22 protein-coding genes, 1 tRNA gene, 1 other RNA gene and 2 pseudogenes are annotated in these 22985 nt (G+C 70.9%); 17 read left to right on the forward strand and 9 right to left on the reverse strand.

What is annotated here, in order from left to right; all coding sequences use genetic code 11:
• Positions 1 to 118 precede the first annotated feature (118 nt).
• Entirely contained in the window at positions 119 to 796 is a 678-nt protein-coding gene (locus ACH34S_RS30925) for a Crp/Fnr family transcriptional regulator (protein WP_395956370.1), read from the forward strand.
• A gap of 70 nt (positions 797 to 866) precedes the next feature.
• Here the strand turns inward: ACH34S_RS30925 and ACH34S_RS30930 are convergent, their stop codons facing one another.
• Positions 867 to 1352 carry a tRNA adenosine deaminase-associated protein gene (locus ACH34S_RS30930; RefSeq protein WP_395956371.1) on the reverse strand — a complete coding sequence of 162 codons (486 nt, stop codon included), beginning with the start codon at positions 1350 to 1352 and terminating at the stop codon, positions 867 to 869.
• Between the two features lie 172 nt (positions 1353 to 1524).
• Positions 1525 to 2028, reverse strand: coding sequence for a hypothetical protein (locus ACH34S_RS30935; RefSeq protein ID WP_395956372.1), 504 nt, complete (start codon positions 2026 to 2028; stop codon positions 1525 to 1527).
• An 83-nt stretch (positions 2029 to 2111) separates the two neighbouring features.
• Here ACH34S_RS30935 and upp point away from each other — a divergent pair, with 83 nt between their 5' ends.
• The 7 genes and pseudogenes from upp (at position 2112) to ACH34S_RS30970 (ending at position 8542) form a co-directional block, all read left to right on the forward strand.
• Complete coding sequence (gene upp / locus ACH34S_RS30940; protein WP_395956373.1) at positions 2112 to 2750, forward strand: uracil phosphoribosyltransferase; 639 nt, start codon at positions 2112 to 2114, stop codon at positions 2748 to 2750.
• Between the two features lie 299 nt (positions 2751 to 3049).
• A complete protein-coding gene (locus ACH34S_RS30945; protein WP_395956374.1) occupies positions 3050 to 3310 on the forward strand; it encodes a hypothetical protein in 261 nt (86 codons plus the stop codon).
• A gap of 93 nt (positions 3311 to 3403) precedes the next feature.
• Positions 3404 to 3562 carry a hypothetical protein gene (locus ACH34S_RS30950; protein WP_395956375.1) on the forward strand — a complete coding sequence of 53 codons (159 nt, stop codon included), beginning with the start codon at positions 3404 to 3406 and terminating at the stop codon, positions 3560 to 3562.
• Positions 3563 to 3572: 10 nt separating this feature from the next.
• Positions 3573 to 4070 (forward strand): annotated as a pseudogene (locus ACH34S_RS30955) (PH domain-containing protein); the annotation flags it as partial.
• 612 nt (positions 4071 to 4682) lie between these two features.
• Positions 4683 to 6134 carry a helix-turn-helix domain-containing protein gene (locus ACH34S_RS30960; RefSeq protein WP_395956377.1) on the forward strand — a complete coding sequence of 484 codons (1452 nt, stop codon included), beginning with the start codon at positions 4683 to 4685 and terminating at the stop codon, positions 6132 to 6134.
• A 147-nt stretch (positions 6135 to 6281) separates the two neighbouring features.
• Positions 6282 to 6968 carry a FadR/GntR family transcriptional regulator gene (locus ACH34S_RS30965; protein WP_395956378.1) on the forward strand — a complete coding sequence of 229 codons (687 nt, stop codon included), beginning with the start codon at positions 6282 to 6284 and terminating at the stop codon, positions 6966 to 6968.
• A 311-nt stretch (positions 6969 to 7279) separates the two neighbouring features.
• The gene (locus ACH34S_RS30970) at positions 7280 to 8542 is read left to right on the forward strand and encodes a CynX/NimT family MFS transporter (protein ID WP_395956379.1); all 1263 of its coding nucleotides are present in this window, start codon (positions 7280 to 7282) and stop codon (positions 8540 to 8542) included.
• Here ACH34S_RS30970 and ACH34S_RS30975 read toward each other — a convergent pair whose 3' ends face one another.
• The 5 genes from ACH34S_RS30975 to ACH34S_RS30995 all read right to left on the reverse strand — a co-directional run bounded on the left by ACH34S_RS30975 (position 8543) and on the right by ACH34S_RS30995 (position 12138).
• Positions 8543 to 8851: a type II toxin-antitoxin system VapB family antitoxin gene (locus tag ACH34S_RS30975; RefSeq protein WP_395956380.1), complete on the reverse strand. Its 309-nt coding sequence runs from the start codon at positions 8849 to 8851 to the stop codon at positions 8543 to 8545.
• A gap of 552 nt (positions 8852 to 9403) precedes the next feature.
• On the reverse strand, positions 9404 to 9880 hold the full coding sequence (locus tag ACH34S_RS30980; RefSeq protein WP_395956381.1) for a hypothetical protein: 477 nt from the start codon (positions 9878 to 9880) through the stop codon (positions 9404 to 9406).
• A 78-nt stretch (positions 9881 to 9958) separates the two neighbouring features.
• Positions 9959 to 10303: a hypothetical protein gene (locus ACH34S_RS30985; RefSeq protein ID WP_395956382.1), complete on the reverse strand. Its 345-nt coding sequence runs from the start codon at positions 10301 to 10303 to the stop codon at positions 9959 to 9961.
• A gap of 1392 nt (positions 10304 to 11695) precedes the next feature.
• A tRNA-Ser gene (locus ACH34S_RS30990) sits at positions 11696 to 11783 on the reverse strand.
• A 10-nt stretch (positions 11784 to 11793) separates the two neighbouring features.
• On the reverse strand, positions 11794 to 12138 hold the full coding sequence (locus ACH34S_RS30995; RefSeq protein ID WP_395956383.1) for a DUF952 domain-containing protein: 345 nt from the start codon (positions 12136 to 12138) through the stop codon (positions 11794 to 11796).
• A 58-nt stretch (positions 12139 to 12196) separates the two neighbouring features.
• On the opposite strand from ACH34S_RS30995, the gene ffs reads away from it, so the two are divergent.
• The 7 genes and pseudogenes from ffs (at position 12197) to ACH34S_RS31030 (ending at position 18366) form a co-directional block, all read left to right on the forward strand.
• An RNA gene (gene ffs / locus ACH34S_RS31000) (signal recognition particle sRNA small type) lies at positions 12197 to 12292 on the forward strand.
• A gap of 57 nt (positions 12293 to 12349) precedes the next feature.
• Positions 12350 to 14431, forward strand: a complete 2082-nt coding sequence (locus ACH34S_RS31005; protein ID WP_395956384.1) for a DNA polymerase III subunit gamma and tau — start codon at positions 12350 to 12352, stop codon at positions 14429 to 14431.
• 288 nt (positions 14432 to 14719) lie between these two features.
• Positions 14720 to 15046, forward strand: a pseudogene (locus ACH34S_RS31010) (YbaB/EbfC family nucleoid-associated protein); the annotation flags it as partial.
• Positions 15047 to 15209: 163 nt separating this feature from the next.
• Positions 15210 to 15809, forward strand: a complete 600-nt coding sequence (gene recR / locus ACH34S_RS31015) for a recombination mediator RecR (protein ID WP_395956385.1) — start codon at positions 15210 to 15212, stop codon at positions 15807 to 15809.
• The gene (locus ACH34S_RS31020) at positions 15802 to 16359 is read left to right on the forward strand and encodes a DUF5063 domain-containing protein (protein ID WP_132183268.1); all 558 of its coding nucleotides are present in this window, start codon (positions 15802 to 15804) and stop codon (positions 16357 to 16359) included. Before recR ends, ACH34S_RS31020 begins: the two co-directional genes overlap by 8 nt.
• Positions 16360 to 16525: 166 nt before the next feature.
• The gene (locus tag ACH34S_RS31025; RefSeq protein ID WP_395956386.1) at positions 16526 to 17338 is read left to right on the forward strand and encodes a transporter substrate-binding domain-containing protein; all 813 of its coding nucleotides are present in this window, start codon (positions 16526 to 16528) and stop codon (positions 17336 to 17338) included.
• A 65-nt stretch (positions 17339 to 17403) separates the two neighbouring features.
• On the forward strand, positions 17404 to 18366 hold the full coding sequence (locus tag ACH34S_RS31030; protein ID WP_395956387.1) for a DUF5996 family protein: 963 nt from the start codon (positions 17404 to 17406) through the stop codon (positions 18364 to 18366).
• 36 nt (positions 18367 to 18402) lie between these two features.
• On the opposite strand, the gene ACH34S_RS31035 is transcribed toward ACH34S_RS31030, so the two are convergent.
• Both ACH34S_RS31035 and ACH34S_RS31040 read right to left on the reverse strand, forming a co-directional pair.
• Positions 18403 to 19104, reverse strand: a complete 702-nt coding sequence (locus tag ACH34S_RS31035) for a hypothetical protein (protein WP_395956388.1) — start codon at positions 19102 to 19104, stop codon at positions 18403 to 18405.
• Positions 19101 to 19865 carry an RNA polymerase sigma factor gene (locus tag ACH34S_RS31040; RefSeq protein WP_395956389.1) on the reverse strand — a complete coding sequence of 255 codons (765 nt, stop codon included), beginning with the start codon at positions 19863 to 19865 and terminating at the stop codon, positions 19101 to 19103. The genes ACH34S_RS31035 and ACH34S_RS31040 overlap by 4 nt, the downstream gene beginning before the upstream one ends.
• 127 nt (positions 19866 to 19992) lie before the next feature.
• Between ACH34S_RS31040 and ACH34S_RS31045 the strand changes: the two genes are divergently transcribed.
• Positions 19993 to 20577, forward strand: a complete 585-nt coding sequence (locus tag ACH34S_RS31045; RefSeq protein WP_395956390.1) for a hypothetical protein — start codon at positions 19993 to 19995, stop codon at positions 20575 to 20577.
• The gene (locus ACH34S_RS31050; RefSeq protein ID WP_395956391.1) at positions 20574 to 22799 is read left to right on the forward strand and encodes a bifunctional polysaccharide deacetylase/glycosyltransferase family 2 protein; all 2226 of its coding nucleotides are present in this window, start codon (positions 20574 to 20576) and stop codon (positions 22797 to 22799) included. Before ACH34S_RS31045 ends, ACH34S_RS31050 begins: the two co-directional genes overlap by 4 nt.
• Positions 22800 to 22985: the final 186 nt, after the last annotated feature.

Genomic DNA, 22985 nt, shown 5'->3' on the forward strand with positions numbered 1-22985 from the left:
TGTGACCCACAGGGTTGCCCCGCTCACACCCCTAGCCACGAGGGTCACCGCTAAGGGTATTCGTACACTCAGCTACATGGGCTCAGCACAGTTTGATAAGGGTGATCCACTCCTTACCGTGAAGGAAACCCTCTGGCTGGAGGCCAATGGCCAGACGCTGCGCCGCTCGGCGGGGCACGTCTTCTTCGAAGAGGGCGAGGAGGTCGACTTCGTCCTGCTGATCCGCGAGGGCCATGTCATGGTCCGGGCGGGCAGGCCGAAGCGCATGATCGCCGTGCGCGGGCCGAACGAGGTCGTGGGGGAGATGACCGCGTTGCGCGGCGGTCCCCTGTCCGCGTCCGTCGCGGCGATCGGTGATGTGGAGGTGCTGCTGATCCCCGCCGCCCGATGGATCGAGTTCCTGCAAACCCATCCACGAGCCGCTATGGCCCAGCTGGCGGCCATGGACGCCCGGCTCGAACAGGCCACCCGCAAGATCGTCGAGTCGGAACTGGCCGTGGAGCGGCGGCTGGCGCTGGCCCTCGTCGACCTGCTGGAGAGCGGCCTAGGCCAGGACGGCGGCCGCGACGGCGAGCAGGGGATCGTGCTGCGGATCAGCCAGCAGGGCCTGGCGGAGTTCGCCGGTGTCTCGCTCGATTCCGTGAAGAAGACCGTCCGGACGCTTAAGAGCGCCTCGATCGTCGGCACGGGGCGACAGCAGATGATCATCCTCGACCGGGACGCGCTCCGCGAGATCGCCGCTGGTGAGCGAACGGCCTCGGCACGGCGGGAGCCGAACCGAGACGACCGGAGCTGACGTCCAGGACGGTCGTCCCCGGAAGGCGCCGCCGCGCGGCACGTGGGCTGCGGAGCCGGGGCGGTTGCGGTCAGGCTATGGCGTCGACGGCTCGTTCGAAGGCGAGGGCGAAGCCGATGCGGCCGGCGATGCTGAGCAGCATCTCGTCCGGGTAGAGCTCGAGGTCGCCGGAGATGGCGCCGAGCTCCATCTCGTCCAGCCCGAGATCGGCGAAGATCGACATGTCGCCGACGGGGAGGACCTGGTCGAGCTCCTCGTCCTCGGGGATCGGGATGTCCAGGTAGTCGAGGACCTGGCCGGCGAGCGGCCAGTCGACGGACGCCGTGACGTCCGACAGGAAGACCATGACGTCGTCGCCCAGCAGGCGGATCGCGACGAAGAAGTCGTCGCCGACCGACACCAGCCCGACCGTGCCACCGAGGCTCGGCTGCTGGCGCAGGGCGTGAATGAGCCCCGCGAGGTCCTCGGTCAACGCGACCGGGAGGATTTCGGCCTCCCAGCCCTCGTCTTCCCGGTACACCACGACGGCGAAGTCCGTCGCGTCCACATCCGTCATTTCCACCCCACCGGCGCGTCACTTGCCTGGGCATGGTCGCAGATGCGGCGCGCGCTCGTGCACCCGACCGCCAAACTGGCGCCGTACCCGCGCGTGAGAACCGGAGTCAGCACCACGCGGGCCGGTGCCCGGCCGCACGAATCTACCGCCTCGACGTCCCTGTTGATCAGCGTCAGTTGATCCGGAAGGTGCGGCGGCGCAGCGCCGCGTGGATCCGCGCGCGGCGGGACCGGTGCGGCGTCACCCGGCGGCGCAGCTCGCGGGCCTCCGCCAGTTCCCGCAGGAAGATCGCACGGCGACGCAGATGCTCGCGCACCTCTTCAGGGGAGATGTCGCCTTGCGGGCCGGGACGTGGCGGTACGTCCTGCTCCACTGTGACATCGGTCACCTGGACCGCGGACTCGGCCCCGTTCTCGGCGGTTTCGCCCGTCTCGGCGGTGGTCTCGGCGGTTGGGGCGGGAGCGGGATCGTCGGCGGCTTCGGGCGGAGGCGTCGCGACGGCCGATGGCGTTACGGGGGCGGCGGGCCGCGGCGCCGTGGCGTCCGGCCGGGGTGGCGCGACCTCTGGCGGGGGCGTCGCGACCTCGGAGGGAAGCGCCGCCGGCGCCGGCGGGCCGGACGCGGACTCCGACGTCCGCGCAGGCCCTCCGGGCTGCTGATCGCTTTCGCTGTTCATAACGCCATAGTGCCCAGCTCAACGGCGTCTATCCAGACTCGGTGCCCTCCGGCGGATCAGGCGAGGTGGACTACGGTGAGCGCATGCAGACCCTCGCCGTCGATCATCCCCTGGTCGCGCACAAGCTCACCACGCTTCGGGACGTCCGCACCGATTCACCCACATTTCGCCGGCTGGCCGACGAGCTGGTCACCCTGCTCGCCTACGAGGCGACCCGCGACGTGCGAGTCGCGGCGGCGACCGTGCAGACCCCGCTCGTGCCGGCCGAGGGCGTCCAGCTGGCGAGCCCGAAGCCGCTCGTCGTGCCGATCCTGCGCGCCGGGCTCGGGATGCTGGACGGCATGACCCGCCTGCTGCCCACCGCCGAGGTCGGCTTCCTCGGCATGATCCGGGACGAGGGCACCCTGCAGGCCCAGACGTACGCGACGCGGCTGCCCGACGACCTGTCCGGCCGGCAGTGCTACGTCCTCGACCCGATGCTCGCGACCGGCGGGACGCTCGCCGCCGCCATCCGGCTCCTCTTCGACCGGGGCGCCGACGACGTCACCGCGATCTGCCTGCTCGCCGCCCCGGAGGGCCTGACGTACCTGGAACAGGCGTTCGCCGACCTTTCGGCGCCGGTCCGGGTGGTGACGGCCGCGATCGACTCCCACCTCAACGAGCAGGGCTTCATCATGCCCGGCCTCGGCGACGCCGGAGACCGCCTCTACGGCGTCGTCTGACCGCTCGATCGAGGCGCCCGTCCGGTGCGTCCGCTCGGTGCGCCCGTCCGGTCCGTCCGGTCGGTGCGTTCGGGCGCTTGATCAGGGCGTTCGGGGTGCTTGATCAGGGGCATCCGGGGGGCGGTCAGGGCGGTCCGGGTGCTTGATCACGATCTGGCCGCGGTCATGATCACCAATGTTCGTTCCCGGTGGCAGAGGGTACGACAGCGCTACGGAACGCCATGTGCGTTCCCCTCCGCCGTCCCGGCACAGGGGGACCGTTACGGACCGGGCGGTGCGAGCGAGCTCGAGGACACGTGATGGCTCACCAAGGGGACGGGGACCTGCCGCGCTACGCCGCGATCGGGGAGCGGCTCGTCGAGGAGTTCGAAGGGGTGCACGGCGCCGAGACGGTGGACCGGTGCGTATCCGCCGCACGACACGGCGCCGAAGAGGTCACGGGGTCGGCGCCGCCCGATCTCGTGGAACGGATCGCGCGCCGGCACCTGGAGGTGCTCGCCACGGTCGCGGCGGAGAAGCGCCGCCGGACGCGGCGTTCGTCGCTCGACAACGCGCCATAACCTTCAACGCGCCATATAGCGCTTCCTTTGCCCGTGGTACGGGCTGTGCGAGACTTGTCCGGGGTTTGTGGGTCGATGCTCCGGGAGGCGCCCGTGCCCGCCAAGAAGTACATGACGTGGGTCGCCGTGGCCTTTGTGGCGTTCTACGTGATCAACCAGCCGGACGGTGCGGCCCAGTCGGTGGAGAACGTGGCCGGCGGCCTCGCCTCCGCCGCCGGTTCCCTGGCCACCTTCGTCAACGCGCTCGCCTGAGGCCGGTGTCATGAGACTCGTTACTCCCGGCGACTCCGCACCGGCCTCGGTCAACAAGTACCTGCTTCCGCACGAGAACCAGGTGATCACGGTGCGGCGGCATCCGGCCGTGCTGATGGTCCCGGTCGCGCTCGTCCTCGGCGGCCTGATCGTCGCGGGCGTGCTGAGCAACACCGTCACCGCCGCCATCACGTGGGTGTGGTGGGGCTGGCTGATCCTGCTGGGCTGGTTCGTCTGGCGCGTCGCGGAATGGTCCGTCGACTACTTCGTGATCACCAACCAGCGGATGCTGCTGACCACCGGCCTGATCACCCGCAAGGTCGCGATGATGCCGCTGGCCAAGGTCACCGACATGAGCTTCAAGCGGACGATCGCGGGCCGGATGCTCGGCTACGGGGAGTTCATCCTGGAGTCCGCCGGCCAGGACCAGGCGCTCACCAACGTGGACTACCTCCCCTACCCCGAGCAGCTCTACCTCGAAGTCTGCGAAATGATCTTCCCGAACAAGAACCCGGAGCCGGAGCCGCCGCTGCCCCCGCCCCCGCCGCCGCGGCGCCCCCGGGAACCGGTCGAGCCGGACGACGTCCCCGCCGGCTCGGGTCCGGACGAGCAGGCATAGCGCCGCGTGACCCTTCCCCAGACGACGGCCCGCCCCGGTCGCTTGACGCTTGCGCCCCCGCCCTCCCTGGCGATGCGGATGCGCAGGAGCGCGTCGCTGACGGACGGCCCGCTGACGGACGGCCCGCTGACGGACGGGACGCTGACGGACGGGACGCTGACGGACGGCCCGCTGACGGCCGGCCGGCCGGTTGGCGGCGCGCCAATGGACGGCGGGGCGATGGCCTGTGAGCGCGGTCGGATGGACAATATCGGCGGTTTTAGCGATCTTTTCGGGAGGGTCGGATACCGTCCGAGGGTGACGGGCGCCGCCGTCGCCGGGGCACGCACCGGCGGGAACCGGCGCGCCACGGGGGTTCTGCCGCGTGCGCACCGCGGCCCGGCGGGCCCGACCAGGGGAGCTCTTCTCTTGCCGCTTCATTACTCTCGATGTGCGATAACCCGCAATGTGCAATCATGTCGGCACCCCAGCCGCCTGTTTACTTCCGCTAAGTGAGTCCACATGCCGGGTCCAGGCAACGTCGGCGAACGTGTCCGCAACCTGCGGCTGACCAGACGCTTGTCGCAGGCACAGCTCGCCGGTCACGACCTTTCCGACAGCTACATCTCATTGATCGAATCGGGCAAGCGCACCCCGACGCCGACCGTCCTGCGAATGCTGGCCGAGCGACTCGGCTGCACGCCCGAGTACCTCGCCGAGGGCGTCGAGCCTGAGCAGCGCGCTCACCTCGAAGTACGGGAGCGCCATGCCCACCTGGCGCTGCTGCGCGGCGACCCCGTCACCGCGGAGGCCGGCTTCGAGGAGGTGATCGCGCGCAGCGACGATCCCGACCTCACCTCCCGCGCCCGCTGGGGCCGCGCCCGCGCCCTGGAGGAGCTGGGTCGCGCCGACGACGCGATCGCCCTCTTCGAGGAGCTGCGCGAACAGGCCGAGCGGGACCCCGGACGCGCCAGCTGGCTGCCGCCCGTCATCGCGCTCGCGCGCTGCTACCACGCCGTCGGCGACCTGGGCCAGGCCATCGCGCTCGGCGAGCGGGCCGTCGAACGGCTGAACCAGCTCGGGCTCGGTGTTGGCGAGGAGTACACGGAGGTCGGACGCATTCTGCTGCTCGCCTACGTGGATCGCTCCGATCCCGCGCGCGCGCACGAGCTCGGACGGCGGCTGCTGAACCCCAAGAGCGCGGCGGACGACCCGGCAAGCGTCCACTACCAGCGGGCCAGCATGCGCGCGCTCGAAGAAGGGACGATCGGCGACTCGCTGTACTTCGCCGACCAGGCCCTGGCCGCCCGTGGCGACACCGGTCCGGCGCAGTCTCACGCACGCCTCTCCCTTGCGGCGGCCAAGGCGCTGCTCAGGGGCGTCATGCCTTTCTCGGCCGTCACCCAGCCAGACACTACGCCCGCTGACGCCGGTACCGGTGAATACGGATTCGAACGTCCGCGCCCCGAGGGCTCCCCGGAGGCGGCGCAGGAGGCGCTGCGCCTTCTGGAGGGGACGGCCGACCTCAACGGAGACGAGTCCACCGAGAGCACCATCGCCAAAGCGCGCGCGCTCGTGCTGGTCGGTGACCTGGACGACGCCATAGCCACCCTGGAACAGTTCCTCGACACGGGCATGGCGCTGGCCGCTCCGGAGAACCCACATGCCATGACCCCGCCTGGGGCCGACCATGCCGCACGGACGCAGAAGACCGTTCTCGCCCGTCTCGTCTTGGCCCGTGCACGCGTCGCGCAGGGAGACCCGGCGGCCGCCCAGGTTGTGCTGCGTGCCGCGTCCGAACAGCTGGCGACGCTGTCCGCCGGACGTCCGGCCGCCCACCTGTACCGCGAACTCGGCGAACTGCACGAACTCGTCCAGGACTCCGAGAACGCCGCGATCGCCTACCGCCGCGCCCTGGAGGCCGCTGGCCTGACCGCATCCCGGTCGACGTCCAGCGCCGGAGCCCGCGTCTGACCGAGCCCGACCGCCCACCGGTGCCCTGCCGGTGCCCAATACGCATGTGCCGCCTGGCGCCGCCCCCTTGGCGGGGGGCGGAATAAAGCTGGTGTGCAGGGTGTCCTATCATCGAAACGTAGGATGACTGGATTACCGGAGGTAAGGGTGACTCTGCGGACGGCTCGGCGGTCGTCACTCGTCGATCAGGTGATCGACCAGCTCAGGGACGAGATCGCCGGGGGCGGGTGGCCGGTGGGTGAGAAGATCCCGCCGGAGCCGGTGCTGTCCGAGACCCTGGGCGTGGGCCGCAATACCGTCCGCGAAGCCGTGCGTGCGCTCACCCATGCGGGACTCCTTGAGAGCCGACAGGGCGACGGCACGTACGTGCGGGCCACGAGCGAGCTGTCCGGTGCCGTCCGGCGGCGGCTGGAGACGGCGGAACTCGTCGAGACCCTCGAAGTGCGGCGCGGACTGGAAGTCGAGGCGGCCCGGCTCGCCGCCACGCGCCGCACCGACGCCGACATCGCCGCCATCGCGGTCGCTCTCGCGCGCCGGGACGCGGCATGGGCGGCGGGCGATCACTCCACCTTCGTCGAGGCGGACCTCACATTCCATACCGCCGTCGTCGAGGCCACCCACAATCGCGTCCTGACGGACCTGTACCGCGACTTCAGCGCCGCGCTCCGGGCGAGCATCGGCGCTGCGGGGACCCTCCTCGAACACGAGGACGTCCCGCACGGCCCCATCGCCGCCGCGATCGAGGCCGGCGACGCGGAGGCGGCGACGCGGGCCACGCACGCGTGTCTGGACCAGATCCTGGCATCGACCGGCCGTCCCGAGCCCGTCGGCTAGCCGCCACCCTCCGCCCCACCCGCAGCCGATCGGACAGTGGAACCGGCCGGTTGTCCAGGGACGCACAACAACCTGAGCCGGGGCGGACAACGGGCCCGATCGGTCACTCGCGGCAACTCGGCCGCCCGGACCGGTCGGCCAACAGGGGGCCTGGTCGCTCCCAGCGGTCCGTCTGGCGTGCGCCAGCCGGACCGCACCAACGAAACCAACCGGCCGCCTCCGGGCCTGGCCGTGCAAGCGAAACCGTAAGTACCCGGTAGCTCGCGCGCCCTGTGTGACGCGTGTGCCTACCTGCGCATGACGAGGACGAGATGAGAACCCACCTGCCCCGCGTCACGGCCACCTGGTCGCTCATCGGCCTGGTGCTGCTGACGATCAACCTGCGTGCCGCCATCACCGGGATCACACCGGTGCTCGGCGAGCTGCGCGAGGTGTTCGGCCTGTCCGGCACCGAGGTCGGCGTCCTCACCACGCTTCCGGTGCTCAGCCTGGGCATCTTCGCCTCCGTCGCCCCCATGGTGGCGCGGCTGCTCGGTACCGAGATCGCCATCGCCGGCTCGCTCATCATGATCACGCTGGGGATCCTGCTGCGCGTGGTCGAGTCGCCGGTCTCGCTGTTCGTTGGAACGATCCTGGCGGGGGCGGGGATCGCGATGGGCAACGTCCTCATGCCGGCCGTCATCAAGCGCGCGTTCCCGTCCCGCGTCGGGTCGCTCACCGGCCTGGCGATGATGCTCATGGCCGCCAGCGGGGCCATCGCCGCCGGGCTCGCGGTGCCGCTGGACGAGACGGGCGGCTGGCGGCTCGCCCTCGCCATCTGGGCCGTCCCGTCGGTGATCGCGCTGCTCGTGTGGGGACCGCTCGCCGTCCGCGGCCGTCGCACCCCGCCCGCCCCCTCCACCCCGGCTGCGGCTGGGGCCGCGGCGGACGGTTCGCTGCTGCGCTCCCCGGTGGCCTGGTACGTCGCGGTCTTCATGGGCCTGGCGTCGCTGATGTTCTACGTCCTGATGTCGTGGCTGCCGGAGATCATGCGGGACGCCGGGTTCGCGCCCGCGGCCGCCGGGATGATGGTGTCCGCCATGATGATCGCCGGCATACCGCTGGGCTTCCTCATCCCGGTGTTCGCCGCTCGGCTCCGCGATCAGCGTCCGCTCGTCGCGGCCGTCGCGATCACCATGGTCGGGGGGCTCGGCGGCCTGCTGCTGGTGCCGTCCGCCGGGTGGATCTGGGTCCTCGTGCTCGGCCTCGGCACCGGAAGCGCGTTCCCGCTCGCCTACACGCTGCTCAACCTGCGCGCACCGAACCCTTCGGTCGCTGCGGGCCTGTCGGGGATGGCGCAGACCGGCGGATATCTCCTCGCCGGTTTCGGGCCGCTCGCGGTCGGCGTCCTGCACGATGCGACGGGCGGCTGGAACGTTCCGCTCGTCCTCCTGCTCGTCCTCGTGGTGCCGGAGGTGCTGTTCGGGCTGCTGGCGGCGCGTCCGGGGTTCGTCCGTCCGGCCCGTACACCGGCCGTCGCTGCACTTCCGGCTCGTCCGGAGGTGACCGCGCGGGAGCCGGTCCGCGTCCGCTGATCAGCTCATGTCGACGGCGTCGAGATCCAGGACACGGGCGTGCAGGACGAGCCGCTGGTGCAGCGCGGCCCGCAGTGCCCGGTGCAGGCCGTCCTCCAGGTAGAGCTCGCCCTGCCACTGGACGACGTGCGGGAACAGGTCCCCGTAGAACGTGGAGTCCTTCGACAGGAGCGACTGCAGGTCCATCTCGCGCTTGGTGCTCACGAGCTGGTCGAGGCGGACCTGGCGAGGCGGGATCTTGGCCCAGTCCCTGGACGAGAAACCGTGGTCGGGATAGGGCCGTCCATCACCCACCGCCTTGAAGATCACCCTCCGAGTCTACGGCGTCGCCCTGACCCGGAGAAGGCGACTCAACAACATGAGTCACTCCACTTGCCACTACTGGTAAACGGTTACCCCGCAGCTCAACACCATCGTTAGTAATTACCTTCAACCGGACATCTCATTTACCAACGGCCAACCCCACTCCCCACGTCACCACACTGACCAAGACCGGCCGCCTCACCTAGCCAGCGCACACCAAACGACCGCCATCCGACCGACCCATGGCCATACGCGGGTCCGCAGCCACGAGCACTGTCCGACCGTGACGGCCGGACAGTGCGGACGACGCTGACGCGCATGGCGCAGAGGGCGTTCTCAGCCTTGCCTAAGACGCAAACTGAGACCCTCCTCAAGGCCGGAGCGGGGCCAAGGCACGGCGCAGCCGGTCGCGCAGCTCCGCCGTAGGCACGCGCTGCTACCCACACCGACCCGCCCACCCCCTTGCATGTCGCGACGTGCGGCAGAAGAGGCTCACGTGAGCGGTTGCGCGCCTCCGTTGCCGCCCGACGGTGTTCGCCGAGGTCAGACGGTTCCTGATCAGTCGGTTACCGACCCGCGGATGATCCCTCGCTCGGCGAAGCTGGTGGCGACTTGATCGAAGATCAAGGCGGCCCGTTCTGCCGTCCAAGCCTCGGACAGGACCGCTTCCTCTACCTGCGGGTCATAGGCCTGGAGCCCCGTCCCCGCCTGGACGATCTCGCAAGCGCGGCGAATCCGTTCGGCAATGCGCCTCGCCGCGTCTCCGTCACTCCAGTAGGGCACGGAGATCGACCACTCACCTGAGAAACAGCTCACTTGGATGGCTGTCGGCTCGTGGTCGATCTCCCAACTCGGGGGATTCTCCAGCACCGATACCTCGCCCAGAAGCTCCCGCATCCCGGCGACCACCTGGTCCCAGTTCGGCGGCCGAGCAGGGATTTCGGTGGCGTCTGCCTGCTCCTCCTCAAGGGCCTCCAAGGCCTCTTCCCATGACTGGCCGGGCTCCCGCTTGAGGAAATAGATGTCGTAGCTCACTCGGGCAAATTTAGACGAGTCGGGTCCCTCTGCAACCTCATCATCGAGAAGGCCCCGGCCCACGGAGGCGGCTGCGAGTTAGATCGGCCCCCACGGCCGTGGCTCGTCGTACCAGACCTGGTGGTACTTGATGTCGATCGAGATCGCCATGATGTGGGACCTGTCGTTCAGAATCAATGTCGACAGCAGCGCAAGGTCGACGCCGCGCAGTTCGTGATGTGCGCCATCGGGCCGGTGCGGCTGGGTGTACCGCTCCTCTTGCCGGCCCGCTGGGGTGAGCGGGCGAGAACTCACGCGGATTACGAGTCCCGCACCTGCCGAAATCCCTGCCACCGCACGAGACGGCGACGGGTCGTTCAAATTCCAGCCCCTGCAACCTTTGGGAAGCGAGTTCCAGCCCAGGTTCTGGAGCGTGCGCAGCATGTTCGCGCACGAGTTGCTGTCAGCGCTGTAGTAGCGAGTGACGGTACGAACACACTTCGCCGACTCATAAGCGGGGAGGAGGAAGCCCTCGTCCCGCGTGTAGCAACCATCGTCAACGGACGTGGCGACCGTTCTACCGATCTCCCTTTCGATCCGTTCGAATTCCGCGTCGATGGCGGGGATTGCGAGTGCCCGCCCCCGCGGTGGCCTGCCGCGAGGTGACGATCGCGGGGAGGTCGGGCCGTTCGGGGATCACGAAATCGCACGCCGCCACGAACCCGACCAGGCCCATCACCACACCAAAACAGCCCAGTTCACCCCGCGTGATTCGGAACATGCCCGAATCATCGCAACGGGCGAAAGCCCGCCGCGCTGCGACAGCGCGTCCGACCCCGTCCAAGATCGGCCACCGCCGCCACCATCATCCAGCACTGCTGCCACCAAGCCCTCCGGCCCGCAGAGGCCAGGGGACACGAGCCCCTGCCTAGAAGCGCGGCGCATACGTCCGGCGCTGCCCACAAGGAACCAGACGCCTTGGCCGCCCTGCTCCTCTGCATAGGCGCCCGCCGACGATGCCATCAAAGACTTCGCCCCGCGTCGCCCTCCTGGTCGAGGCCAGCAGCGCAGTCTGGCAGCCAGCAGGAAGCGCGCTCGAACGGAGAAACGAGTGTGCCCGGACTTGTCCCTGGCTCGTAAAACTGGCCGCGACCGCCCAGCACCCGCGCAGCGGCGGCAGCAAGCCCAATCGAACCAGGGCGACGAGTGTGCTCGGCTGGCCCGCCCGGCGCCCGCGCGGCGGCGCAGCGGCTGGTAGAAGTGCGCTCAAGCTGGGGCGGCGAGCGTGCCCGATCTTGCCCGCCCGGCTTGCGGGAGCCGGGAACCGGCCGCACGGCACCCAGCGGCGCAGCGGCTGGTAGGAGGCGCGCTCGAGCTTGGGGCGGCGAGTGTGTCCGACTTTGCCCGCCTGGCTTGCGGAGTGGGGCGGGTCACCCGGCGCCCGTGCAGCGGCGCGGCGGCTGGTGGACAGTGCGTTCGAATCGAGGTGACGAGTGTGTCCGACCTTGTCGGCCTGGCTTGCGGAGTTGGGTGGGTCGCTCGGCGCCCGTGCAGTGGTGCGGCGGCTGGTGGGAAGTGTGTTCGAATCGAGGTGACGAGTGTGCTCGGCCCTGTCCGCCTGGCTTGCGGAGCCTGGCGCGGCTGCGTGGCGCACAGTGGCGCAGCGGTGGGTGGGAGGTGCGTGTGTTCGACCTTGGCCGCTGGCTCGTAGAACCGGGTGGGTCGCCCGGCGCTCGCGTGGCGGTGCGAGGGCGCGGGCTTGGGAGGGGCTGCGGGGTTGGGCAGCAGTGAGGGCGGCACCCTTGGTGGGTGTCGCCCTCTGCGTGTTCTGCCTGCTGGCGGAGGATGCGAGATTCGAACTCGCGAGCGCTTGCACGCAACACGCTTTCCAAGCGTGCGCCCTAGGCCACTAGGCGAATCCTCCGCGGGAAAGCCTACCGGGTCTCGGGCAGTGACCGGACATCTATTACTGCCGACACTGGGATCGGGCCGTGGACGTGTGGGAATAGGTCATCGTCGACTTGCTCGTACCGGACGGGGGCGTCCAGCTCGGACGTGTTGATGACCAGGAGCACCAGGTCTGAGCGCGGGACGGCGGTGTAGAAGCGGTCGAGGACGCCGTGCACCTGTGCCATGTCGGACGAGCAGTGGATGAAGCCCTCTTCGTCGAGGGTCCTGCCGAGCGTCGACATGGTGTACGACACTCCCGTGTGGCGGGCGGCGTCCCAGTGGGTGCGTTCGGCGATGTGCAAGAGCGTGTCGTGTGTCGGGGCCGGCATGCGGCGCAGACTACGTGTGAAGCGTGGCGATCCTGTGCGTGGGATGCCATAGACTGAGGACGACCCCTCGCACGGCGTCACCCTGTGAACCTCCCCAGGGCCGGAAGGCAGCAAGGATAAGCAGGCTCTGGCGGGTGTGCGGGGGGTCCCTTGGTTTGACGGCGACACTGCACATCCGACGCTCTGCTTCTCGAGGGAGGGCGGACCCCCGATGAGTCTGGCTCTGTACCGCAAGTACCGGCCAGCGACGTTCGCCGAGCTGAAAGGGCAGGAGCACGTCGCCGAGCCCCTGCAGCAGGCGCTGCGCAACGGCCGGATCAACCACGCGTACCTGTTCAGCGGCCCGCGCGGGTGCGGTAAGACCTCCAGCGCCCGGATCCTGGCCCGCTCGCTGAACTGCGAGCAGGGGCCCACGCCCGATCCGTGCGGCGAGTGCGACTCGTGTGTGGCGCTCGGCCCGGCGGGGACGGGCCACATCGATGTGATCGAGATCGACGCGGCGTCCCACGGTGGCGTTGATGATGCCCGCGACCTGCGAGAACGGGCGTTCTTCGCCCCGGTCTCGGCGCGCTTCAAGGTGTACATCATCGACGAGGCGCACATGGTCACGCGGGAGGGCTTCAACGCGCTGCTGAAGCTCGTCGAGGAGCCGCCGCCGCACCTGAAGTTCGTGTTCGCGACCACCGAGCCGGAGAAGGTCATCGGCACGATCCGGTCCCGGACGCACCATTACCCGTTCCGGCTGATCCCGCCGGGCGTCCTGCAGGAGCTTGTGGAGGAGATCCTGCAGGCGGAGGACGTGCCGTACGAGCCGTCCGCGCTGCCGCTGGCCGTCCGGGCGGGTGCCGGGTCGGCCCGCGACACCCTGTCGATCCTCGACCAGCTGCTTGCCGGGTCGGGCGAGAAGGGCATCACCTACGCGGGGGCCGTCTCGCTGCTCGGCTACACCGACTCGGCGCTGCTGGACGAGGTCATCGGCGCGTTCGCGGCCCATGACGGCGCCGCCGTCTTCGCCGCGATCGACCGGGTGATCGAGAGCGGCCAGGATCCGCGCCGCTTCACCGCCGACCTGCTGGAACGCTTCCGCGACCTGGTCATCCTGTCGAACGTCCCAGAGGCGGGCGGCTCCGGGCTGCTGAACGTCCCGCCGGATGAGCTGGAGGACATGCGGCGCCAGGCGTCGTCGCTGGGGCCGGGGGAACTGACCCGCGCCGCCGACCTCCTGCACACCGGGCTGACCGAGATGCGCGGTGCCACGTCGCCGCGGCTGCTGCTTGAGCTGATCTGCGCTCGCATCCTCCTTCCTGCGGCCTACGAGGACGAACCCTCGATGTTCGCTCGTATCGACCGTCTGGAACGCCAGGCCGCTCAAGGCGGATTCGGTGGTGGTCAGGGCGGTGGCGGCGCGGCGACGCAGGCGTTCACGCCGCCTCCCGTTCAGGAGGCGCCCGCTCAGAGCGGGGCGGGTGGTTCTCAGGTGCGTGGGGAGCAGTCATCACACAAGGGTGGCGCTCCTGCCGAAGCGGCGCCGGCAGAACCTGAACCTGTGGATAACCATCGGGGCGCGCCACGGGGTGGGGCGGCCGAAGGGGCGTCGGGGGCTTCCGCCGAAGGCGCTTCGGCGCCCTCGCCGTCTCCGGCTCCGGCTCCGCGTCCGCCGGCTCCGGCTCCGCGAACCGCGCAGGCTGCTGCGCCGGCCGGGCAGGTCGGCGGGGCGGACTTCTCGGCCGTCCAGCGGCACTGGCCGGACGTCGTCGAAGCCGTCAAGCAGAAGAGCCGTGCCACCTGGATGGTCATCATGTCCGGGGTGCAGCCGGTGTCGCTCGACGGCAAGGTTCTCACCCTCGGGTTCGACGCCGAAGGGCGCCGTCTGGGGTTCGTCAACGGCGGCCGCGACGCCGTCCTCCGCGAGGTCTTCAAGGAACGGATGGGCGTCGACTGGCGGATCGAGACCATCGTCGGCGGAGCGCCGGCGGGGTCCCCGCCCGGACGATCAGGCCCTAGCGGGGGGTTCGGTGCCGCGGCCACACCGAACCCGGCACCTTCGCCGCGGCCGCCCGTCCAGCAGCCTGCCCAGCCGGCCGCGCCGAGGGCCGACCAGGCCCAGGAGCCACCGCCTCCGCCGCCGGACGAGCCTCCGCCGCCGCCCGAGCCCCCGCCGATGGACGAGAGCGACGAGGTCGACCCGGAAGGCGACGCGGACGCCGACGGCGCCGAGGCCGAGATGAACGGGATGGCGCTCCTGCAGCGCGAGCTCGGCGGCCAGATCATCCGGGAGATCGACAACTCGTGACCCGGCTCCGGCTCGTGACCCGGCTCCGGCGCGAGTGGTGATCATTGCTGCGTGGATGACGTCCGGCTGTTCTCGGCCGGCCGGAAGCTGATCAACGCCTGCGATCCGGGAACGCGGGCGCGCCAGCGGGTGGGGCGGGATCGGCACACCCGGTGGGCGCTCTTACCGCATCCTGGTGCGAACCCGTAGTCTCGGGGGACGGACGTCCGGTGGCTGGCGGAGCGCCAGGAGATGGTCCTCACTGGGGGCCGGAGAGGGAGGTGCACCGTGGAATCCGGTGGTTTGAACATGCAAGAACTGCTCCAGCAGGCGCAGGCCATGCAGGCGCAGCTCTTCAGCGCGCAGCGCGAGCTCGCGGAGGCCGAGGTGACGGGGAGCGCCGGGGGCGGGCTCGTCACCGCGACGGTCAACGGGCAGGGCGAGATCACGGGGCTGACGATCGACCCGAAGGCCGTCGACACCGACGACCCGGCGGACACCGCGGAGACCATCGCCGACCTCGTCTTGGCCGCGATCCGCGACGCCGGACGCGAGGTGCAGGAGCTGCAGCAGGAGAAGATGGGGCCGCTCGCCCAGGGGCTCGGCGGCGGGGGCGGCATTCCCGGCCTCGGTGGCGGAGCCGGCGGCGGGTTGCCCGGCGGGTTCCCCGGCCTCGGCGGTTCCGGCGGCCAAGGCGGCCAAGGCGACCCAGGTGGGCCAGGCGGTTCTGGAGGTTCCGGCGGCTGAGCCTGCGGCGGTATCTGACGGCATATAGGACGCAGCAGAAAGGAGGGGTCCGTTGTACGAAGGGGTGGTTCAGAACCTCATCGACGAGCTGGGCAGGCTGCCCGGCGTCGGCCCCAAGAGCGCGCAGCGGATCGCCTTCCACCTTCTCGCCGCCGACCCCGCCGACGTGGAACGTCTCGGCAAGGCGCTCAAGGAGGTCAAGGACAAGGTCCGCTTCTGCAAGACGTGCGGGAACGTCGCGGAAGAAGAGGAATGCCGGATCTGCCGGGACGCGCGCCGCGACCCGCACGTGATCTGCGTCGTGGAGGAGTCCAAGGACGTCGTCGCGATCGAGAAGACCCGCGAGTTCCGGGGGCGCTACCACGTGCTCGGCGGCGCGATCAGCCCGATCGAGGGCGTCGGACCGGACGACCTGCGCATCCGTGAGCTGATGCAGCGTCTCGCGGACGGGGCGGTGACCGAGCTGATCCTCGCCACCGACCCCAACCTGGAGGGCGAGGCGACGGCGACGTATCTCGCCCGGCTCGTCAAGTCCATGGGCCTCACCGTCACCCGTCTGGCCAGCGGCCTGCCGGTGGGTGGCGACCTCGAGTACGCCGACGAGGTGACGCTGGGCCGCGCATTCGAAGGACGGAGGCTGCTCGATGTCTGACACCAACAGCCCGCAGGACTGGAACGCCCTCGCCGAGCGCGTGGCGTGCCATGTCGACAACTATCTGAACGGACTGGAAGCCGTGGCCCGCGGTGACGGCGGGGTTCATACCGTCCCGCTGCTCCTTCTCGAGGTGTCGCAGGTCATCCTGGCGGGCGCGCAGCTCGGTGCCAGCGCGGACGTGATCCTCCCGGACAACTGGGAGCCGGAGATCGGCGACGACCCCGATCTCGACGCCGTCCGGCAGGGCCTGTCCGAGCGGCTGAGCGTCATGGACGAGTACGTCGAGGTCTTCGACCCGTACAAGGACACCGAGCCCACGTCCTACCGACTGTCGGACGACCTGGTCGACGTCGCCAGTGACCTTGTCCACGGGCTGCGTCACTACAACCAGGACCGTCCGCTGGAAGCCCTCTGGTGGTGGCAGTACTCCTACTTCAACCACTGGGGCAACCACGCCGGCGCGGCTCTGCGCGCCCTGCACGCCTTCGTGGCGAACTCGCGTCTCGACGTCGCTCCCGAAGTCGCCACGGTGCCCACGGCCCCATAACCCCCGGGCGCCTGGCCCGCCCTGGCGCCCGCCCTGGCCCCCGTACTGGTCCGAATGCGGTCAGGGTGTGGTCTGGATGATCATTCCTTGGGACGTTGGTCGCGGGACCCCTCCCGCGAGGGCGGGTGGATGCTCGAAGTGGCGTGCCGAGGGTTGGGGGCTGCGGATGCGGCGACGGCTGGGGCTGGTCGCGGTGGGGCTGGTGGGTTGTCTTGCGGTGAGCGGGTGTGCGGGCGGTGAAGAGGCGTCCATCCTCGGGAAGGCGACGCTGGTCGCGGGGGTGCGGCCGGACCTGCCGGGGATCGGGTTCAGGCAGGCGGACGGACGGTTCGAGGGCCTGGACGTCGACGTGTCGCGCTACCTGGCCGACCGGATGGGGAAGAAGGTCCGGTTCGCCCCGGCGCTCGCGGCCGATCGGGAGGGGCTGCTGCGGGACGGGAAGGTCGACATGGTGCTGACCTTCTGGCTCGAACCGGAATGGGCGCAGCGGCTCGCGTTCGCCGGGCCGTACCTGCTGTCGTACCAGGACATCCTCGTCCGGAAGAGCGAGCGCGGGGTGCGCGGCGTGCGCGACCTGGAAGGACGCAGGATTTGCGCCGTCACCGGGTCGGGCGCCGCGGAGGCGGTGACGCGGGAGCGGCAGGTGGCGGCGGTGCCGGTGGCGGCGCGGTCCTACAACGAGTGCCTGACGATGCTCGGGGACGGCCGGATCGACGCGATCACGACCAACGACACGATCCTCGCCGGGCTGAAAACGCGGCGCGGTGACGCGTTCCGGCTGCTGAACGCCAGGTTCGGCGAGCGGCGGACGGGCATCGCGATCCGCAAGGGCGACCCCGACGGCTGCGAGGCGCTCAACAGGGCCATCACCCAGATGTACCAGGACGGGACGATGGCCAAGCTCATGGCGAAGTGGTTCGGCACGTCCGGGCTGGACCTGTCGGACGTCGAGGTCCCGCAGTTCGAGGGCTGCCTTTGACGCGCTCCCCGGATTCGGGCGGACGTGTACGGGAATGATCACGTTCGGCTGAAGGAGGGGTGGCCATGGAGCAGGGCGGGGACGGGTGGCCTCGGTTGCGGGTCGACGACTGGACCGACACGCGCGACACGCTGCACATGTGGACGCAGATCGTCGGGAAGGTCCGGCTCGTGAACGCGCCGCTGGTGAATCACTGGTGGCAGGTGACGCTGTACGTAAGCCCGCGCGGTCTCACGACGTCGGCGATCCCGCACCGGGACGGGGTGTTCGACATCGAGTTCGACTTCGTCGAGCACCGGCTGAGCATGCGGGCCAGCGACGGCGGGACGGGCGGGTTCGCGCTGGGGCCGATGCCGGTCTCGGAGTTCTACGACCGGACGATGCGCGCCCTCGCCGACCTCGGGATCGAGACGGCCATCCAGGGACGTCCGAACGAGGTCGACCCGTCGATCCCGTTCGCGGAGGACGATCGGCACGCCTCGTACGACGCGGCTGCGGCGCAGCTGTTCTGGCGCCAGCTGCTCCAGGCGGCGCGGGTGATGGGCGAGTTCCGGTCCCGTTTCATCGGCAAGGTCAGTCCGGTGCACTTCTTCTGGGGCGCGATGGACCTTGCCTGCACGCGGTTCTCAGGGCGGGAAGCGCCCCGGCATCCGGGTGGTGCCCCCAACTGCGGTGACTGGGTCATGGAGGAGGGGTACTCCCAGGAGCTCAGCAGTTGCGGCTTCTGGCCGGGCGGCGGCGACGAGGGCGCTTTCTACGCTTACGCCTATCCCGAGCCAGAAGGATTCGCCGACCGTCCTGTGGGGCCGTCTGGCGCGTTCTACAGCCGGGAGAACGGGCAGTTCCTGTTGCCCTACGAGGCCGTGTGCGCCGCGCCCAACCCTGACCAGGCGTTGCTCGAATTCCTGCAAGGGACCTATGAGGCGGCGGCCGATCTGGCCGGATGGGACAGGTCCGCGCTGGAAGCGGACCCGGCTCGGTGGGCGCACAAGGCGCGCGTCCGCGAACCCCACACGTTCGTCACCTGACGAGCGCGGCGCCCCAGGGGCGCGTTCCGTCGAGGGTCAGTTCCGTTGGTTCGCGCCGGATTCGGTGCTTGTGCTGGGCGACGTGCCTGATTCCGGGTAGGTGGACGGTGGAGCGCCGGTGCCCTGGGCCCCGCCGTTCGTCGTGGCGTTGCCCGAATCGGTGTCGGCCCTGGTCGGGGTGTTGCCGTTGTTGTCGCCGGGCCCGCGCGGGGGCGTCGGGGTGTGCCGCGGCGGGTCCGGCTTGGTGTCCTTGGTCTTCCGCTGCTGGCCGGGCGCGTCGCTCGACTTGCCGCGCTGCTTCCCCTTGCCTTGCGTGGACGTCGCCGGCGGGCCCGTGGACGGCGCGGGCGCCGTGGACTTGGGGGGATTCCGCTCGCCGTCGGTGTCCTTGCGGTGGTCCTGCGTCGGGCTTTGCGAGGGCGCCGGGTCACGGCCGGGGAGCTGCCCGGTGATCGTGGCGTAGGCGGCCCCTCCGGTCAGGATGAGCGAGCCGCCCACGACGGCCAGGACCTTGATCGTCAGGAAGCGGCGCAGGGCGGCCGCCCTGGACCGGGACGCGGGGCGCGGTGCGGCCATGAAGGCGGCGACGGCGGCGTCCTCGCCCGCGAGTTCCTCCGGACGGCCCGGCGCGGCGGCCGCGGCGAGGAGGGCGTGCAGCCGGGCATGGTCGTACGCGCCGTCGAGGAGGCGTTCGGCGGCCCGCTTGTCGAGGTATCCGGCCTGGTGATGGTCGCTCATGTCACCCCTTCAGCGCCGGTACCACCGCTTTTGTCACTCTGGGCGAAGGGACGAGTGCCGGATTGCGCGTCCGCGACGCCCGAATCGGCGCCCGGATCGGTGGCGGGATCGGCGGCAGGATGCGCGCCTGGCGCGCCCGCGCCCGCGCCCGCGCCCGGGTCTGCGGCTGCGGTGTCCGGGTCCGCGGCCGCGGTGTCCGGTTCGGCGGGGGCCAGGCGCTCGGCGAGGCGGCGCAGGCCGCGGTAGGCGGCGGTCCGCACGGCGCCGGGACGCTTGCCGAGGACCTTTCCGGCGGACTTGGCGTCCAGCCCGACGACGACGCGCAGCAGCACCGCCTCGGCCTGGTCGCGCGGGAGTTCGGAGATCAGCCGGAGGGCGCCCTGGGTGGCGATGCCGTCCAGCGCGTCCAGCTCGGTGTCGACGTCGGCGGCCATCGCGACCAGTTCCTCGACCGGGAGGTCGGAGCCGGGCCGCCGTGACTTGCGGCGCAGGTGGTCCAGCGCCCGGTGCCGGGTGATCGTCGCGGTCCAGCCGCGGAAGCCGTCGAGGTCGCCGCGGAAGGTGGCGAGGTCTCTGGAGATCTGCAGCCAGGCCTCCGACGTCACGTCTTCCGCGTCGGGACCGACGAGCGCGCCGGCGAACCGGATCAGCCGCGGCTGGACGTCCCGGTAGAGCATGCGAAAGGACTCCTCGTCGCCGTCCTGCGCCGCCCGCAGTGCACGGCCGAGTTCCTCCTCGTCGGCCCGATCCACCCGCGTCATTGTGCAGGGATTCTGACAGGCGTGTGACATGTACGCCGGTGTTCGGCGCTGAAGCAGTGAACGTCCGGGCCGGCACGGCGCCCGGGCGTTCGCCCCCCTCACGACGTGTGACGAAATGTGGACGGAAATGATCCGCGACCCCATATCCGGCGGTGCCCGCCATCGCCGGGACAGACTGGTCGTCACGGGCATCCCGCCGGTCGGTCCGCCCGAGGCCGAAACGCTCATCGAACCGGCCACCTGGATCGAGACGGAGTCCGAGCCCGGGACGGAGGCCGAGTACGGTGCGGAGACCGGGCTCGGTGCGGAGACCGCGGCCGCGCCGGTGTTCGTCGACTCGACCGGCGGGCGCGCGCGGCTCGGACGGCGCCTCGGGCTCGTCGCGGGTTCGGTGCTCATCGTGTTCCTGGGCGCGCTCGGCATCGGCATGGCGACCGGCCCTGACGTGCCGTTCACGCCGTGGAAGGAGCCGTCCGGCCGGCCGAGCGTGGAGCTGAGCCGTCCGGCCGGGCCGACGGAGGAGCCGGGCGACCGGCGCGCCGGCGGGCCCGGGGCCGGCGGGCGTGGCGCGGGCACGACCCCCGCGCCGCCCGGATCCTCCGCCGCCGCCCCGCCGTCATCGGCGCGGCCGGCGCCGCCCGCGTCCACGAGCCGTCCGGGCAAGTCGCAGGCGAGCCCGCCCGCGTGGGGACGCAAGAAGAAGAGCAATTGATCACGCGCCGCAGCGAACCCCGGGGGCACTGGGTCCTGCTGATGCTCGGCGGGCTCGTCCTGACCGTGCTTCTGCTGCTGGACGGTTTCGCCAACGGCATCGTCGGCGAGGCGCCCCGGGAGGAGGCGCCCGCCCCGGGAGCGGGCACCGGGACCGTTCCGGGCACGGTCGCCTCCGGCGGGCCGGTCGTCAACCTCGCGGACGGCGTCCCGCGCAGCCGCCGCATGCCCCCGAAGACGATCGCGCTGACCTTCGACGACGGGCCCGACCCGGTCTGGACGCCGCGCCTGCTGGACGTCCTGCGCCGCCACAACGCGCACGCCACGTTCTTCACGGTCGGCGCCCGCGTGGCCGAGAACCCTGGCCTGACGCGCCGGATCCTGCGCGAGAACCACGAGATCGGATCGCACACCTACACGCACGTCGATCTCGCCACCGTCCCGGCATGGCGGGCGGGCCTGGAGCTCGACCTCACGCAGCGCGCGCTGGCGGGGGCGGCGGGCGTGCACACGCGGCTGATGCGGATGCCGTACTCGTCCCGTCCGGACGGGCTGACCGGGCCGGAGTGGCGAGCGGCGCGGCGGGCGGGCGAGGACGGGTACATCGTCGTCCTCACCGACCGCGACACCGAGGACTGGGCGCGCCCCGGCACGGCGAAGATCGTCGAGGCGGCGCTGGCCGGAGAGCGGCGCGGCGAGGGGGCCGTGGTGATGCTGCACGACTCCGGCGGCGACCGGGCCGGCACCGTCGCGGCCGTCGAGCAGATCATCCAGCGGCTCCAGCCGCAGGGATACCGCTTCACCACGCTCACGGAGGCGCTGAACATGCCCTCCGCGGTCGTCGCGGTGCCCGCGGGCGAGAAGGCCGTGGGCTGGACGCTCGTCGCCGCGCAGCGCTCCGCGTCCGCCCTCACCGGGACGATGGGCGTGCTGTTCGCGGTGGCCGGGATCGCGTACGTGCTGCGGCTCGTGGCGCTGCTGCTGTTCGCGCACGTCCACATGCGGCGCGTCCGTGGCCTGTCGCGCCGCGGCCGGCACGCCGCCGCCCTCGACCCCGACGGCCCCGGCGGGCACATGGCGCCCATCCCGGACGACGACCTGCCCCCCGACCCGTTCCCGCCCGTCTCCGTGATCGTCCCGGCGTTCAACGAGGAGGCGAACATCGCGGCCACGGTCGCCTCGCTCCTCGACACCGACTATCCGGGCACCGTCGAGGTCATCGTCGTGGACGACGGCTCCACCGACCGCACACCGCTGATCGTCGAGTCGATCGCGCTGCCGACCGTCCACCTGATCCGCAAGCCCAACGGCGGCAAGCCGAGCGCGCTCAACGTGGGCATCGGCGTCGCCCGGGCCGAGATCCTCGTGCTGGTGGACGGCGACACCGTCTTCCAGCGCGACACCGTCCGCCATCTCGTCGCGCCGTTCGCCGACGCGCGGGTCGGGGCGGTCAGCGGCAACACCAAGGTCGCCAACCGGGGCGGCATCCTCGGCCGCTGGCAGCACATCGAGTACGTGATCGGGTTCAACCTCGACCGGCGGATGTTCGACGTCCTGCAGTGCATGCCGACCGTCCCCGGCGCGATCGGGGCGTTCCGCCGGTCGGTACTGGGGCGGCTGGGCGGCGTCCCGGGCGACACCCTCGCCGAGGACACCGACCTCACCATGGCGATCTGCCGCACCGGGCTGCGCGTCGTCTACGAGGAGAAGGCCCTGGCCTGGACGGAGGCGCCGGCCACGCTGCGGCAGCTGTGGCGGCAGCGCTACCGCTGGTGCTACGGCACGATGCAGGCGATGTGGAAGCACCGCCGCTCCGTCATCGAAAGCGGCGGCTCGGGACGGTTCGGCCGCCGCTGCCTCCCCTACCTGACGCTGTTCCAGATCGTGCTGCCGCTGTTCGCGCCCGCGATCGACCTGTTCGCGCTGTTCGGCCTGCTGTTCCTCGACCCGGCCGTGCCCGTCCTCACCTGGCTGGTCTTCGTCGCCGCGCAGGCCGCCGCCGGCGCCTACGCGCTCTGGCTGGACGGCGAACGGATCCGCCCGCTCTGGACCCTGCCGCTCCAGCAGTTCGTCTACCGGCAGCTGATGTACCTGGTCGTCCTGCAGTCCGTGGCGACCGCGCTGCTGGGGGCGCGGCTGGGCTGGCACACCGTCCGCCGGACGGGCACGTTCACGGATGTGCGAAGCCGGGAACAATCCCGGGGTCCCATCGGTTACACATGACAGCCGGTGTGCCTGGTGTCCCCGGGCCTCACCTTTTGCCTTCACGGAATACCGTCCGGCTGGAGCCGTGTTGTGCCTTTCGCCGAGAGGCGACCCCACACACCGGCGCAAGATCAGAGCCCCGCCGGGTCGCTCGACCCGGCGGGGTCTGATCATTTCCGGACCTCGGGGGATGCGAGACTGCGG

Origin of the sequence: Actinomadura sp. 3N508 (assembly GCF_044326375.1) — a bacterium.
In the GTDB taxonomy this organism is placed as follows: Bacteria; Actinomycetota; Actinomycetes; order Streptosporangiales; family Streptosporangiaceae; genus Spirillospora.

Bases quoted from the DNA above. Each gene is read 5' to 3' on its own strand.
- ACH34S_RS31025 (WP_395956386.1), top strand. From the start codon at position 16,526: ATGCGGCGACGGCTGGGGCTGGTCGCGGTGGGGCTGGTGGGTTGTCTT.
- ACH34S_RS31005 (WP_395956384.1), top strand. From the start codon at position 12,350: ATGAGTCTGGCTCTGTACCGCAAGTACCGGCCAGCGACGTTCGCCGAG.
- upp (WP_395956373.1), top strand. From the start codon at position 2,112: ATGCAGACCCTCGCCGTCGATCATCCCCTGGTCGCGCACAAGCTCACC.
- ACH34S_RS30935 (WP_395956372.1), bottom strand. From the start codon at position 2,028: ATGAACAGCGAAAGCGATCAGCAGCCCGGAGGGCCTGCGCGGACGTCG.
- ACH34S_RS30930 (WP_395956371.1), bottom strand. From the start codon at position 1,352: ATGACGGATGTGGACGCGACGGACTTCGCCGTCGTGGTGTACCGGGAA.
- ACH34S_RS30960 (WP_395956377.1), top strand. From the start codon at position 4,683: ATGCCGGGTCCAGGCAACGTCGGCGAACGTGTCCGCAACCTGCGGCTG.
- ACH34S_RS30995 (WP_395956383.1), bottom strand. From the start codon at position 12,138: ATGCCGGCCCCGACACACGACACGCTCTTGCACATCGCCGAACGCACC.
- ACH34S_RS31020 (WP_132183268.1), top strand. From the start codon at position 15,802: ATGTCTGACACCAACAGCCCGCAGGACTGGAACGCCCTCGCCGAGCGC.
- ACH34S_RS31040 (WP_395956389.1), bottom strand. From the start codon at position 19,865: ATGACGCGGGTGGATCGGGCCGACGAGGAGGAACTCGGCCGTGCACTG.
- ACH34S_RS31035 (WP_395956388.1), bottom strand. From the start codon at position 19,104: ATGAGCGACCATCACCAGGCCGGATACCTCGACAAGCGGGCCGCCGAA.
- ACH34S_RS31030 (WP_395956387.1), top strand. From the start codon at position 17,404: ATGGAGCAGGGCGGGGACGGGTGGCCTCGGTTGCGGGTCGACGACTGG.
- ACH34S_RS30985 (WP_395956382.1), bottom strand. From the start codon at position 10,303: ATGCTGCGCACGCTCCAGAACCTGGGCTGGAACTCGCTTCCCAAAGGT.
- ACH34S_RS30945 (WP_395956374.1), top strand. From the start codon at position 3,050: ATGGCTCACCAAGGGGACGGGGACCTGCCGCGCTACGCCGCGATCGGG.
- ACH34S_RS30970 (WP_395956379.1), top strand. From the start codon at position 7,280: ATGAGAACCCACCTGCCCCGCGTCACGGCCACCTGGTCGCTCATCGGC.
- ACH34S_RS31045 (WP_395956390.1), top strand. From the start codon at position 19,993: ATGATCCGCGACCCCATATCCGGCGGTGCCCGCCATCGCCGGGACAGA.